This window comes from Roseibium alexandrii DFL-11, assembly GCF_000158095.2.
Lineage (GTDB): Bacteria > Pseudomonadota > Alphaproteobacteria > Rhizobiales > Stappiaceae > Roseibium > Roseibium alexandrii.
Genome location: NZ_CM011002.1, coordinates 3,946,105 through 3,959,099, shown reverse-complemented (window position 1 = coordinate 3,959,099; position 12,995 = coordinate 3,946,105). Strand labels below are relative to the sequence as shown.

The 12,995-nt window shown below is 56.6% G+C and carries 14 protein-coding genes; 9 read left to right on the top strand and 5 right to left on the bottom strand.

What is annotated here, in order from left to right:
* Nucleotides 1–98: 98 nt before the first annotated feature.
* Together SADFL11_RS18175 and SADFL11_RS18170 are read right to left on the bottom strand one after the other, a co-directional pair.
* Nucleotides 99–998: a hypothetical protein gene (locus SADFL11_RS18175; RefSeq protein WP_008196603.1), complete on the bottom strand. Its 900-nt coding sequence runs from the start codon at nt 996–998 to the stop codon at nt 99–101.
* Between the two features lie 54 nt (nt 999–1,052).
* Nucleotides 1,053–1,826 (bottom strand): hypothetical protein, encoded by a 774-nt coding sequence (locus SADFL11_RS18170; RefSeq protein ID WP_008195209.1) that lies wholly within the window; start codon nt 1,824–1,826, stop codon nt 1,053–1,055.
* A gap of 222 nt (nt 1,827–2,048) precedes the next feature.
* Between SADFL11_RS18170 and ispG the strand changes: the two genes are divergently transcribed.
* The 8 genes from ispG (at nt 2,049) to queF (ending at nt 9,525) form a co-directional block, all read left to right on the top strand.
* A complete protein-coding gene (gene ispG / locus SADFL11_RS18165; protein ID WP_008197101.1) occupies nt 2,049–3,308 on the top strand; it encodes a flavodoxin-dependent (E)-4-hydroxy-3-methylbut-2-enyl-diphosphate synthase in 1,260 nt (419 codons plus the stop codon).
* Between the two features lie 36 nt (nt 3,309–3,344).
* Entirely contained in the window at nt 3,345–4,247 is a 903-nt protein-coding gene (gene pdxY, locus SADFL11_RS18160) for a pyridoxal kinase (protein WP_008196082.1), read from the top strand.
* Nucleotides 4,240–4,977, top strand: coding sequence for a DUF429 domain-containing protein (locus tag SADFL11_RS18155; RefSeq protein ID WP_040451172.1), 738 nt, complete (start codon nt 4,240–4,242; stop codon nt 4,975–4,977). The genes pdxY and SADFL11_RS18155 overlap by 8 nt, the downstream gene beginning before the upstream one ends.
* A 127-nt stretch (nt 4,978–5,104) precedes the next feature.
* Nucleotides 5,105–7,006 (top strand): DNA/RNA non-specific endonuclease, encoded by a 1,902-nt coding sequence (locus SADFL11_RS18150; RefSeq protein ID WP_008196284.1) that lies wholly within the window; start codon nt 5,105–5,107, stop codon nt 7,004–7,006.
* 256 nt (nt 7,007–7,262) lie between these two features.
* Nucleotides 7,263–7,952 (top strand): 7-cyano-7-deazaguanine synthase QueC, encoded by a 690-nt coding sequence (gene queC / locus SADFL11_RS18145; RefSeq protein ID WP_081450630.1) that lies wholly within the window; start codon nt 7,263–7,265, stop codon nt 7,950–7,952.
* Nucleotides 7,945–8,331, top strand: a complete 387-nt coding sequence (queD, locus tag SADFL11_RS18140) for a 6-carboxytetrahydropterin synthase QueD (protein ID WP_040451173.1) — start codon at nt 7,945–7,947, stop codon at nt 8,329–8,331. The genes queC and queD overlap by 8 nt, the downstream gene beginning before the upstream one ends.
* A complete protein-coding gene (gene queE, locus SADFL11_RS18135; RefSeq protein ID WP_008195671.1) occupies nt 8,328–9,056 on the top strand; it encodes a 7-carboxy-7-deazaguanine synthase QueE in 729 nt (242 codons plus the stop codon). Before queD ends, queE begins: the two co-directional genes overlap by 4 nt.
* Nucleotide 9,057: 1 nt before the next feature.
* Nucleotides 9,058–9,525 (top strand): preQ(1) synthase, encoded by a 468-nt coding sequence (gene queF / locus SADFL11_RS18130; RefSeq protein ID WP_008189010.1) that lies wholly within the window; start codon nt 9,058–9,060, stop codon nt 9,523–9,525.
* Between the two features lie 49 nt (nt 9,526–9,574).
* On the opposite strand, the gene SADFL11_RS18125 is transcribed toward queF, so the two are convergent.
* Together SADFL11_RS18125 and SADFL11_RS18120 are read right to left on the bottom strand one after the other, a co-directional pair.
* The gene (locus tag SADFL11_RS18125; RefSeq protein WP_008194996.1) at nt 9,575–10,393 is read right to left on the bottom strand and encodes an SDR family NAD(P)-dependent oxidoreductase; all 819 of its coding nucleotides are present in this window, start codon (nt 10,391–10,393) and stop codon (nt 9,575–9,577) included.
* Nucleotides 10,394–10,401: 8 nt separating this feature from the next.
* The gene (locus SADFL11_RS18120) at nt 10,402–11,370 is read right to left on the bottom strand and encodes an LLM class oxidoreductase (RefSeq protein WP_008195002.1); all 969 of its coding nucleotides are present in this window, start codon (nt 11,368–11,370) and stop codon (nt 10,402–10,404) included.
* A 110-nt stretch (nt 11,371–11,480) separates the two neighbouring features.
* Between SADFL11_RS18120 and SADFL11_RS18115 the strand changes: the two genes are divergently transcribed.
* On the top strand, nt 11,481–12,389 hold the full coding sequence (locus SADFL11_RS18115) for a LysR family transcriptional regulator (RefSeq protein ID WP_008193681.1): 909 nt from the start codon (nt 11,481–11,483) through the stop codon (nt 12,387–12,389).
* A 33-nt stretch (nt 12,390–12,422) separates the two neighbouring features.
* Here SADFL11_RS18115 and SADFL11_RS18110 read toward each other — a convergent pair whose 3' ends face one another.
* On the bottom strand, nt 12,423–12,971 hold the full coding sequence (locus tag SADFL11_RS18110; RefSeq protein ID WP_040451174.1) for a tetratricopeptide repeat protein: 549 nt from the start codon (nt 12,969–12,971) through the stop codon (nt 12,423–12,425).
* Between the last annotated feature and the right edge of the window lie 24 nt (nt 12,972–12,995).

Sequence of the window (12,995 nt, the reverse complement as noted above, 5' to 3'; positions counted from 1 at the left end):
GAATGAAACGTCTGGCGGGACTTTTGACCAGTTACCGCCGCACTGCAACATGAGAATCGAAATTCGCGCCTTAAACAGCTGACTTCGGTCTATCACGTTCAACGGCGGCGCATTTTTTGCGCCCCGGCAAGAGCCTTGCGCGCCTTTGACCGCGTTTTTTCATCAGCGGCGTTGCGGGTTTCTTCAACCTGCTTCAAATCTTCGGCCCGCAAGCCAATACGGGCAGCAAACCGTTCACGGACCATGCCATAAAACGTTGCATGGAGATTGGCGAAGACCCACACCGTGATCAGCATTGTCGCCATCGGAAATGCGGCCGACCGGATCTGCTGCCAGAACACATTGGCGGCAAGAAAATTTTCCATCAGGCTCAAGATCAGACCGACGCCGGCAACGAGAACTGCAGCAAGCAAACTCATAACGAGCGCTGCAAAAGCCATCGGCCAACCAAGCCCGTTGGTGGCACGCCAGCTTTCCTTGAAAGTGAGGGGATCATCAACGGCAGCAGCCGGCAGAACGAGCGAGAACTTCTGGGTCACCATCAGCGCGATGAAGGGCGCCGCGAGAAACGCGATTGCGCCCAAGCCACCTGTAATCGCAGCGAGGATGCTGGCGGCAATTCCGAGCGGGATAAGAGATAAAAACCCGATCAGGTTCAAAACAATCATGTTGATGATCACCTTGAACGTTCGGGGTCCCACAAACAGAGGGAAGTCGCGCGCATCAATCAGGAGCTTCCGCACATAGGCAATGGCAATCGAGAACCCGACCAAAAGGTTTGCAAGGGCTGCAAGCGCCCTCAGCGCTCCTTCGTCCACTGTCTCAACCGGTTCGGTCATATATGAAATGGTGCTGAACCCGCCGCTCGGCATCAAAGAAGACCCGATCGCGAAGTTAAGCGCGACAAGCACCAGAATGTAGGCCCAGCCGGTCTTGAACAGCGTTCCAATATTATGCTGCGCCAGCGACAGCGACCGTTCCAGAACGGTGATAAACATTGGCTCCCCTCGAATTCCGGTTCTCACCCAAGATAGGTCTTTTCGAGCGATCCGCTAGCTTTGCGCCGATTGCGTCTGTCTTTCCATTGCCATGCGGTATCCTGCAGTGATCACCGAAATGCCAAGCACGGTCACGATTATCTGCAGTAAAACATTCAAGATCATCACCTTGATCTGGATGAACAAGGCAGGCAGGCCGATCGAAACAACCGTAAGTGCCCACTGAAGCCCCATTGTCACGAGAACAAACGGCAGGGACAGAACCACGATTGCCAACAGCATCCGCCAACCGAGCCCTTTGCCGATCCGAAGGGCTTCGCCGAATCCTATTGGCCGCTCGATCGCAGTCGCTGGCAGCACCAGATTAAGCCGCATAAGAAACGGCATGATGACGAGGGCAAAGCCCAAAACAAGCGCAATGATTGCCAGACCAGATGCCGATTCCGACGGCATGAACGCGACAAAAACGAGGGGCAGGGAAACGGCGAACCCAAACAGGCCGATCAGAAGCATCCGCCAGATGAACTGGATCTCAATTCTACCAAAGCGCAAATAGATATTGCCAACCCTTTCACCAAGAAGGCCGAACCGGTGCCAAGCAACGGATATGGATGCCGACGAGATCAGGGCGACAAGAGTGCTCGTCATCAACAACAAGCCTGCAGCTGGCGGCAGTGTTTCGGCATCGGCTGGAACACCGGTGGTCGCAGTCAGGATCAGAATTGAAATCACAAACTGGATCAAAAACCAGGCTCCGCAGACCTTGAAGACCGTTTCCAGATGTCCAAAGACCAGTGATGCTGCATCACTCAGCAACCGTTTGAGCATTGTCGAACCCGCCACTTTACTATTGTTGAGACCAGTGCCCCGCTAAAATCTCGCTTGTCATATGGGGCAAACGGCACGCGCGCAATGACAACAAGCGCAAGTTCCGCCCGCACCGAACGCGCTGCCATTGCCCTTTTTTTGAAGACACCCTATTGATGCGCTGGAAAACACAGGCACACTCCCACATATGGGACGCATGAACGACAACCGGTTGGCCTTGCCATGATTGATGATTTCGCAACTCCCCTGCCACGCCGCAAATCAGTTGGGGTGAAAGTCGGCTCAGTGATGGTCGGAGGCGGCGCGCCGGTCGTGGTTCAGTCCATGACCAACACGGATACCGCAGACGCGGATTCAACGGTCGCGCAAGTGTCGGCACTCGCGCGGGCAGGCTCGGAAGTCGTTCGGATCACTGTCGACCGCGCGGAAGCTGCCGCCCAGGTTCCGCATATCAAGGAACGTTTGGATCGGATTGGCGTGGACGTTCCTCTGGTAGGCGACTTTCACTATATCGGCCACAAGCTCCTCACAGACTATCCAGACTGCGCCGCAGCTCTCGACAAATACCGCATCAACCCGGGAAATGTCGGTTTCAAGGCCAAACGTGACACGCAGTTTTCGCAGATCATCGATATCGCGCAAATGCACGACAAACCTGTGCGGATCGGTGTGAACTGGGGTTCGCTTGACCAGGAACTTCTGACAAAGCTGATGGACGAGAACGCAGAGAGCGCTTCCCCCGTCTCGGCAAACGCCGTCATGCGTGAAGCCATTATCCAGTCCGCGCTCTTGTCGGCAGAACGCGCAGAAAACCTCGGTATGGGCCGCGACAAGATCCTGTTGTCGGCCAAGGTCAGCCAGGTGCAAGACCTGATCGCCGTTTATTCCGACCTTGCCCGCCGCTGCGACTACGCCTTGCATCTCGGCCTGACGGAAGCGGGAATGGGAACCAAGGGCATCGTATCCTCCGCAGCGTCGATGGGTATTTTGCTGCAACAAGGCATCGGCGACACGATCCGTGTGTCCCTGACGCCAGAGCCGGGCGGTGACCGGACTCGTGAAGTCCAGGTCGCCCAGGAACTCCTGCAGGTCATGGGCTTCCGCGCATTTGTGCCGGTGGTGGCGGCGTGTCCGGGTTGCGGCCGCACGACCTCCACGGTCTTCCAGGAACTCGCGCAGGACATTCAGGACCACATTCGGGTCTCAATGCCCAAGTGGCGCGAACAGTATCCGGGTGTTGAAAGCCTGAACGTTGCCGTGATGGGCTGCATCGTGAATGGCCCGGGTGAATCCAAGCACGCCGATATCGGCATTTCGCTTCCCGGAACAGGCGAAACACCCTCAGCACCCGTCTTCATCGACGGCGAAAAGGCAACCACGCTGCGAGGCGAGGGCATCGCGGACGAGTTCAAGCAAATGGTGCTGGAATACATCGAAAAGCGCTATGGTGACGGCAAAACAACCAGCACCGATGCCGCCTGATCGCCAATCCGGCGAAACCTCAGTTGAAAGCCGCCTATGACGCAGCCGCCTGCCGGATTTGAACCGGCGACAAAACCGATCCTTGTCATCACATCTCAAGTGGTGCGTGGCGGCATTTCCGGCCGCGGTCTGACGTTTGCGCTGGAGCGGAACGGTCATGATGTCTGGTTCCTTCCGACCATCTTGCTGCCTTGGCACCCGGGGCACGGCAAGGGAACGCGGATCGTGCCGCCAACCGCTGATTTTTCCGCAATCGCCTCCGACCTGGCGGGATCGGCGAAGGTTAGCGAGATTGGTGGTATCATCTCCGGGTATCTCGGCAGCCCGGATCAGGCTCCGGCAATTGCGGATCTGATCAAGACGGTCAAAACCGCCAACCCCGATGCGCCTTATCTGTGCGATCCGGTCATGGGCGATCACACATCTGCTTCAGGTGGTGGACTTTACGTTCCTGAAGCGACTGCAGAAGCCATTCGGGACCATCTGGTTCCGCTGGCCGATATCGTCACCCCAAACAGCTTTGAGCTTGGCTGGTTGACCGGCAGAGAGATCTCCAGCGAGCTGGAGGCTCTGTCGGCGGCTCGGGAATTGGGCGCCGAGCGCGTCCTGGTGACGTCGGCGCCGGCCTTGCGCCGCAACGCTATCTCAAATCTGCTCGCCGGCCCAAGGGGCGCCGTTGCCGCGGAACACGCAGCCATTGCCAACCCGCCGCATGGCACGGGTGATCTGATGGCCGGTTTACTTTTGATCAACCGGCTCGCTGGATTGGATGATGAGGAGGCCGTAAAACGCGCTTCGGCCTCTGTTTTTGAACTTGTCGCGCGCAGCGTCAAAAAAGGAGCGGATGAGCTCCTCTTCGCCGATGAACAGCAGTCCGTGGTCCGGGCCATGGCGCTTGTCACTTCCCGGCGTGTTATGGAAGCCAAAGTCCGTGCCTGAGAGCGCCGGGACCTGGGTCGCCGGTGTTGACGGCTGCCGGGCCGGCTGGATCGCAGTTCTACGAAACCTGAGCGACCCCAAAAATCTCAAACTTCAGCTCTTTGAACACTTTGCGGATTTTCTTTCCTTCCTGCCCGAGTTGAAGATCATTGCGGTCGACATGCCGATCGGGCTTCCAAACCTCCTTGGACCGGATGGCAGGGGGGCTGAAAAAGCTGCTAGAAAGCACCTTGGAATGCGTCAGTCTTCCGTGTTCTCTGTGCCGTCGCGTGCTGCGGTCTACGAGGAGGATTACAGGGCTTCGTGTGAAACGTCGCTTAAAACCTCAAGTCCACCCCGCAAGGTCTCAAAACAATGCTTTTATCTGTTCCCCAAGATCCGTGAAATCGACGACCTGATGACGCCCGAGTTGGAAAGCCGGATCTACGAGGTGCATCCGGAACTCGCCTTTTGGCGCCTGAACGGGGAGGCGGAAATGAGCATGCCCAAAAAGGTGAAAAGCCGCGCGAACCCATCCGGCCTTGATCTGCGCCGCGATCTGCTTGTTTCCAAAGGTTTGCCAAAACCCTTCCTGGATCAAAAGCCTCCAAGGGGGTGTGGCCGCGACGATCTCCTAGATGCGGCGGCCAACAGTTTGATTGCAGAGCGGATTTTCAACCGGCAGGCCGAACCGTTTCCTGAAAACTATCAGCGAGACGGCAAAGGTCTGCGCATGGCGATTTGGGCCTGACACACCCTCTAATTCAATCAATGATTGTATTTGGTGACATTTTCAAATTTCTTATATCTTAAGTTGATGAAAATTCGATATCACGTTTAAATGCCGGGCGAGTTCCTATGTTTTTTTGGAGTGAACCATGGCCAAAAAACGCAAGACTACAGGTAAATCCGATACAGAATCCACCCAGCAAATACTGCGCAAATTCATAAGAACGCGCGGCAGCGACTACCTTGACGATCCGAACGTCACATCCATCGGAATAGGCCGGAAGAACAACACCGGCGAAGTCAGTGTTGTGTTCACAGTTGGTCAGAAAACAGAAGTGTCGGGGCTGGAAGCCCTGGGCACAAAGGAACTGCCAAAAGCAATCGCTTTTGAAGGCATTACAATCCCGACCGATGTCGTGGAACGCGGGTTCAAGCCGTCCTATCAAGTTATCAGTCCGGAGACCCAGTCCGACTTGAAAACAAGACTCGATCCAGTTGTCCCGGGGGCAAGCGTTTCACACGTTGATGGCACCGCGGGCACACTGGGCATGATCGTATTCGACGACGAAACCGGGGCGCCGTGTATTCTCTCCAACTGGCACGTTCTTCACGGACCAACGGGTGAGATCGGTGACCCGATCGTTCAGCCTGGGCCCCATGACGACAACAACATCGCGGACAACTACTGCGGTGACTTGGAAAGGAGTCATCTTGGGATCGCTGGCGATTGCGCCATCTCGCGGCTGAGGGACCGCGAATTTGATCCAGAGATCCATAACCTTGGCGTTGCACCGCAGAGAATGGCAGCAGTTGAGCTCGACGACAAAGTCGTCAAGACGGGACGCACGACCAATACGACCCACGGCATAGTCAGGCGGACCGACGTCATCGCGAAAATCAATTACGGCGGTCTTGTGGGCGAAAAGGCAATCGGTTGTTTTGAAATTGCACCGGATCCCAAAAAACCCGCACCGAACAACGAGATCAGCATGGGCGGCGACTCCGGCAGTGCATGGATGATCACCGACAAACAAAAAGCGACTGACATCTTCGCAGGGCTCCACTTTGCGGGCGAGACCGGCGACAACCCGGACGAACATGCGCTTGCCTGTTACCCGGCCTCCATCATGAACAAGCTCCGGTTTTCACTGAAACCCCCGGAAACAATTCTCGTTCCAGGTGATGCGCCGGAAGCCTTTGGAGCCCGCTCTGGATACGATTCCGACTTCCTCGGCTTCCACGCACCAATGCCCGGCATGTCGACCGCCATCAAACGGGACGCGGTGAATTTTGGCCGCAAGCAGACAATTCCCTATACCCACTTCTCCGTATGCCTGAGCGCAAAACGGCGCATGGCCCGCTTTGTGGCGTGGAACGTCGACGGCGCGCGAAAAGTGACCTTGGGCAGTCACAGCTTCAAGGAAGATCCAAGAATCGAGAGTGGTCTGCAGTGGAACAACAGTCTTTATGAAGACAACAAGCTGGATCGCGGGCACATCGCGCGAAGGGCGGATTTGGCCTGGGGGCCAGTGCCCGAAGCACGCCAGGCCAACAAGGATTCCTATTACTACACAAACATTGCCCCTCAACATGAGCGCTACAATCGCTCCAGCCTTGGCGGGCTTTGGGGGCGGCTTGAAAACATAATCCTGGAACAGGCTGCCGATCTGGACATTCGCGTGTCTGTGATTTCAGGACCGGTCTTTTCTGACGAGGACATTGAGTATCGTGGCGCCCGGATCCCACGGGAATATTGGAAACTGGTCGCCTATCGTGGTACCGATGGCAACCCGACAGCCGCCTGCTTCGTGCTTTCCCAGAACGACCTGCTGAGTGATCTGGAAACGCTCGACTTCGATCCATTCCGGTTGTTCCAGATTTCTGTTCATGAGCTGGAAACCCGGACAGACCTTGGCTTTGACGCATATGCGGACGCGGATATCACCCAAAACGAGGCGCTTCTATCGACTTTGAGTGTTGAAAGCCTTGGAGGGAAGACAATCAAGACCATGGTTCGTGAAATAACAAGCGCAACCCAAATCGCGATCTAGGCTTGAAAATACTCTTCGCGGTCGTCCGAAATGTAGGACCGGATCACTGATTGGGGCCTTCTAACCAGAATGAACCAAGAGTATCCGGTCCAGCTTTGTCGGCATCTCAACCGGTGCCGGAATCAAAGTCTCTTCCCTTTTCGCTCAAGCCTGTTATAAGGCGCGCCGCTTGCTTCAAAGGCAGGCCACCGGTCGCAGCCTACCCGGTGACGGGCGTTTCAACGAACGTCCACAGCGAAAACAAGGGACCAATACGTTGAAAACACTTGTCATCTGTTCCGGCGGAATGGATTCCGTCACCCTTGCGCACAAAATCGCGCAAGAAAACGAGCTGATCGGCCTGATCTCCTTCGACTATGGCCAGCGCCACAAAAAGGAGCTGGACTATGCCAAAGCCTGTGCCGATGCGCTCAACACCGAGCACATCCTGATCGACATCACGAACATCGGCCGCCAGCTAACCGGCTCGGCGCTGACCGATAACATTGATGTGCCCGACGGCCACTATGCCGAAGACACCATGAAGATCACTGTGGTGCCCAACCGCAACGCGATCATGCTGACCATTGCCTATGGAATTGCCTCTGCTCGCGGCGCCGAGGCGGTCGCAACAGCCGTTCATGGCGGCGATCATTTCATCTATCCGGATTGCCGGCCCGCCTTCACCGAGAGCTTTGAGGAAATGCAGCGCAATGCTTTGGAAGGAATGGGCGAGATCAAGCTTTACACGCCGTATGTGCGTGTCAGCAAAGCCGATATCGCAGCCGAGGGCGCAAAGCTGGGCGTAGATCACACCAAATCCTGGTCTTGCTACAAAGGCGGTGACATTCACTGCGGACGCTGTGGCACCTGTGTTGAACGGCGGGAAGCCTTCCATCTGGCTGGCGTGGACGATCCAACAACCTATGCCGACCCCAACTTCTGGAAAGGGGCCTGTAATGTATAGGATCACCAAGGAATTTCATTTCTCCGCGTCGCACCAGCTGATCGGCCTTCCGGACGATCATCCCTGCGCCCGGTTTCACGGCCACAACTACGTGGTCGAAGTTGAACTGGCGTCTTCTGAGCTCAATCAAATCGGTTTTGTCCGGGACTACAATGAGCTGAAATCCCTGAAGACCTATATCGACGACACACTCGATCACCGGCATCTCAATGACGTGCTCGGCGATGACTGTGTCACTGCGGAGCGGCTCGCCAAGCATCTTTTCGACTGGTGCGCTCAAAAATGGCCAGAGACGACGGCTGTCCGGGTGAAGGAAACGCCCAAAACATGCGCCGAGTACCGGCCGCTGACCTATATCCCCGCGGAGGCCCGCCAATGAGCATCGGACAAATCCGGGTCAACGAGATTTTCGGTCCAACGATTCAGGGTGAAGGTGCCCTGATTGGTCAGCCAACCGTCTTTGTGCGCACCGGCGGTTGCGACTATCGCTGCAGCTGGTGCGATACACTGCACGCCGTCGACAGCGCCTACCGGGACGACTGGCACCCGATGACGCCGCAGGCGATCCTGATGCAGATCGAAATCCTAAGCGGTGGCAAGCCTTTGATGGTCTCGCTGTCAGGGGGCAATCCGGCGATACAGCCACTTGGATCTTTAATAGAACTCGGCAAACGGGAAGGCTATCGTTTTGCCCTGGAGACGCAGGGGAGCATCGCCAAGGACTGGTTTGCGGCACTCGATGTCCTGACCTTGAGCCCCAAGCCGCCCTCCAGCGGCATGGACACGGATTGGCAAAAACTCGCGGAATGTGTCGAGGCGGCCGGATCCGAGACCCAGACAGTCTTGAAAACCGTGATCTTCGATGACGCGGACTACGACTATGCCAAGGATCTTGCTGCGCGCTACCCGGAGCTGCCGCTTTATCTGCAGCCTGGCAATCACACGCCACCGTCACCGGCCACAGCAGATGCTCCGATCGACATGCCCGGTATCATGGACCGGATGCGCTGGCTGGTGGACAAAGTGGCCGGTGACCGGTGGTATACACCAACGGTCCTACCGCAGCTACATACCCTGATCTGGGGCAACTTGAGAGGCGTTTGAGATGAGCGACAAATCCATATACGAAAACCTCACCCAGCTCGGCGCATCGACAGAGCTGCCCGACAGCCCGGAAAACGCTGTTCTGGAAAAGGTTCCAAACCCGCAAGCCGGCACAAAATACATGGTGCGCTTTGTGTCACCAGAGTTTACCTCGCTGTGCCCTCTGACCAGCGCGCCGGATTTTGCGCATCTCGTCATCGACTACGTGCCCAAGGACTTCCTGGTCGAAAGCAAGTCCCTGAAACTTTTCCTGGGGTCTTTCCGCAATCACGGCGCGTTCCATGAAGACTGCACGGTCTCAATCGGCAAGCGCCTCGTTGATCTGCTCGATCCTGAGTGGTTGCGGATCGGCGGATACTGGTATCCGCGCGGCGGGATTCCAATCGACGTTTTTTACCAGACCGGCCCAGCCCCGGAGGAGGTCTGGATCCCCGAGCAAGGGGTACAGCCATACCGGGGCCGCGGATAGTCCGGCAACACCTTAAGAAATCGATCGGCAGACTTGACCGGCCTGCGCTTTAATTTGCAGGCAGGCCGGTGTGCGCAAGGACATCGCGGATCGTTGCAACGACCTCAGCGCAAGCCTTCGGATCCATTCCTGACGGATGCGGGTCCGCGAAGCGTCCGGAATCATTATCAAAATAAGCTCCAGACCGGCCGGCGAACTCCTCAGACAAGGAGGCCCGCATCAAAATGTCGACGCCGACACCGATGTCACTACCGGACACACCGAACCCCTCTTTCACCATCTTGGTGCCAAGAAGGGAGGCCGGATTGACAGCCACGATGACTGGCCCGTCGGAGCCCAACTCGCGTGCCAAATCCCGTGTCCACATGGTGATGGCAAGCTTACTCTGCGCATAAGCCTCCATGTCAGAGGCCCCTTGTTGACCGGCCAAGGCCTTCAGGTTGACTGGCGCCTGAGCAGCCGAAGACAAGTTGACCACCCGGCCTGCATTCCCCATCAGCGGCAACAGCTTCCGCGTGAGGAGATACGGCGCGATCGTATTGACCACAAAGCGGACATCCATGCCGTCTTTGTTCAAAGGATCCTGGGTGCGGAGGATCCCGGCGTTATTGATCAGAACGTCCAGATGATTGCGGTGGCTGCGAATGGTGTCCGCCAGACTGTTCACATCGGCCAGATCTGAAAAATCAGCCACATACGCCTCAACCTCACCGGCGCCCGGAAGAGCCTCCAGATCAGCCTTCACCCTGTCCAGCTTGTCCGGGTTTCGTCCGTGAATCAACAGCGTGTGGCCGTCCGCGGCAAGCCGTTTCGCTGTTTCCAGCCCGATACCATCGGTGGCCCCGGTGAGAAGAATTGTCTTTTGCATCAGTAACCTCACGCGTGAAAGTTGGGCAGCAGCTCATCGGCGAGCCGGGCCAAGGTGTTTTCAGTGTTTGCTTGATTGAATCGAAGATTCAGGGCCACGTGGTTCACACCGATTTCTTCAAGGGACACCAGATAGCGGTTCAGAGCCCGAACCCCAAACCGGAAGCCGAGATGGATCGGCTGTGGCGGAGCATCCTTGTCTTCAAGCAAGTCGACATAGAGCGGTTGCATGACCGGTTTGTCCGCCAAACCCGCGGCAGCGACGCGCCGCCGGTAGTCCTCGATCACCTCGGCTTGGTGCGAAACGTTTCGGGGATAGGTCATCCAACCATCTGCATTATGGGCAATCCAGTCCGGCTCCTGTTGGCTGCCACCTGTAATCAGTATCGGCAACCGATCTGCAACTGGTTTTGGCAGCATGTTCATCCCTCCGGATGGTGCGCCAAGCGGGCTGTTGAAAGCCGGAGTAGGGTCAGCCATGCGGCGAATGTAGTCATAGCTTTCACGAAACGCATTGCCGCGGGTTTCAAATGAAACATTCAACGCAGGGAATTCCGCCGGCCTGTCTCCAGACGCAATCCCGAGCAGCAAACGGCCGCCAGAAAGCACATCCGCTGTCGCCGCCGCCTTTGCAACATGTGCCGGATGCCGAAGCGGCAGGATAATGCTGGAAACGCCCAGCGCGATGCGGTCAGTGACGGCCGCCAGGGTTCCCAGATAGACAAACGGGTCAAAGGTCTGCCCCGCATCCCCGAAAGACGGGACATCGAACGGTACATCGCGCAACCAAACAGCAGCAAAACCCAGTTTATCCGCCAACTTTACCCGATCCAAATGATCCTGCATCGTCGGCACGGCGCTATTGGCATAGTTTTCAATTGGAACGACGAGACCGATGCTCATCCTGTTCTGCCGGAAAGTGGCATTGTACGCGGTATTCAATGACTGAAAACCGCCGTCTGAGGTGCGTTTCAGCATGACGTGGATCCTCGCCCATGGTGTGTTTGTTCAAACTGAAGATATTTCTTTTATTCTCTCCATAAACAGAATATTTGAGACTTCACTATTCTGAAATTCGGGATAATAAAATGGATACCGAATGCCTGCGCCTGTTTGTTTTGGCCGCCGAAAAAAGCAACATCAGTGCAGCCGGCAAGGTGTTGGGGCTTGCCCCTTCCATTGCAAGTGCACGGCTAGCCAAACTGGAACGCTCTCTCGGCTCGGATCTCTTGCACCGCTCCACGCGCAAAGTCTCGCTATCGCAAGAAGGGGCGGAGTTTCTTCCCTATGCCCGGGAAATCCTGGCGCAGGAGGACGCGGCACGCGCGGCACTCGGGCATGGCAAACCGGAGGCGACCGGAACATTGCGTTTTACCGCGCCAAGCACCTTTGCCCAGCTTTACATCGTTCCGATGTTGCCAGAGTTCATGGAACGGCATCCCGGCATCCGCCTCGATCTGCGATTATCAGACGTCAAATATGACTTGATTGACGGGAGTTTCGATCTTGCACTCCGAAACTCGGCTATGGAAGACACCAGCCTGAAGGGCCGGAAACTCGCGGATGACACGCGCATCCTATGCGCTTCCCCGGGATATCTTGCAGCTCATGGCGTACCCAAGGCTCCAGACGAGCTTCAGCAACACCAACTGATCGGTTTTGCCGCCCGCACCGCGAAACCGCTGATGAGCCCAACAGGTCCGGAAGGCGTGTTCGATACCCGGGGTCACAACGCCCGTTTAACGATGGACAACGGTCTCTCTCAAAAGCTCGCCACTCTCGCCGGAGCCGGTATTTCGGCCAATTCTCTCTGGAGTGTGCATCAGGAGCTGAAAATAGGAACACTCATTCGGGTACTGCCGGACCACATCGTCGATGATCCCTCCATGCTCTGGCTGATATACCCGAAGTCAAATGTCCTGACTGCAAAAGTGCGTGTTTTCATTGATTTTCTGCTTGAGAAAATCGGCAAGGCGCCGCCGTGGCTGAAGCCTTGAGACCTCCTCGGCAACGGAGAAAAATCGCAAACTTCAATAGCTGGTTTTACCGCCGGCCCGCATCGCCATGAGCAATGCTCTTTCCGGCCATCCGCCCCGGCCCCCACGTGCCCGGATCTCGCGGAGTTGGCCGATCGCTCCAGCTTTGTCGCCGCGCTCAAACAACCCCATCCCCATGTATGATCGCGTCATCAAGCTGTCCGGATCCGCAGCGAGTGCTGCAAGGTAATATTTTTCAGCTTGCGGCCAATCCCCGGCCTTCCGCGCAAGAAATCCCCGATAGGTGAGAACGCGAGGGCGGTCTTGCTCCCAAATAGCATCCAACGCCTGCGCTGACGCCGTCAGGCGTCCCGCATAGGCGAGTTCACGCGCGGCTAGGAACCTGTCATTGTCGTCAAAGAGATCCGATTTGATATCAATGCAGCGGTTGCTCTCTTTATCCCAGGCCTTCCCGTCCGGACATTCGGTCGAGGTCTGTGTCGGCTTGGGTGGCAGGTCCTCAGTGTCGGAGGGCACCGCGAAAGCTGCGCCGTTCAGACCCAAGACAATCAAAACCGCCAAAGACGCTCCGCGCGTTTCCATCAAAAGCCCCTCGTAAACCGCACC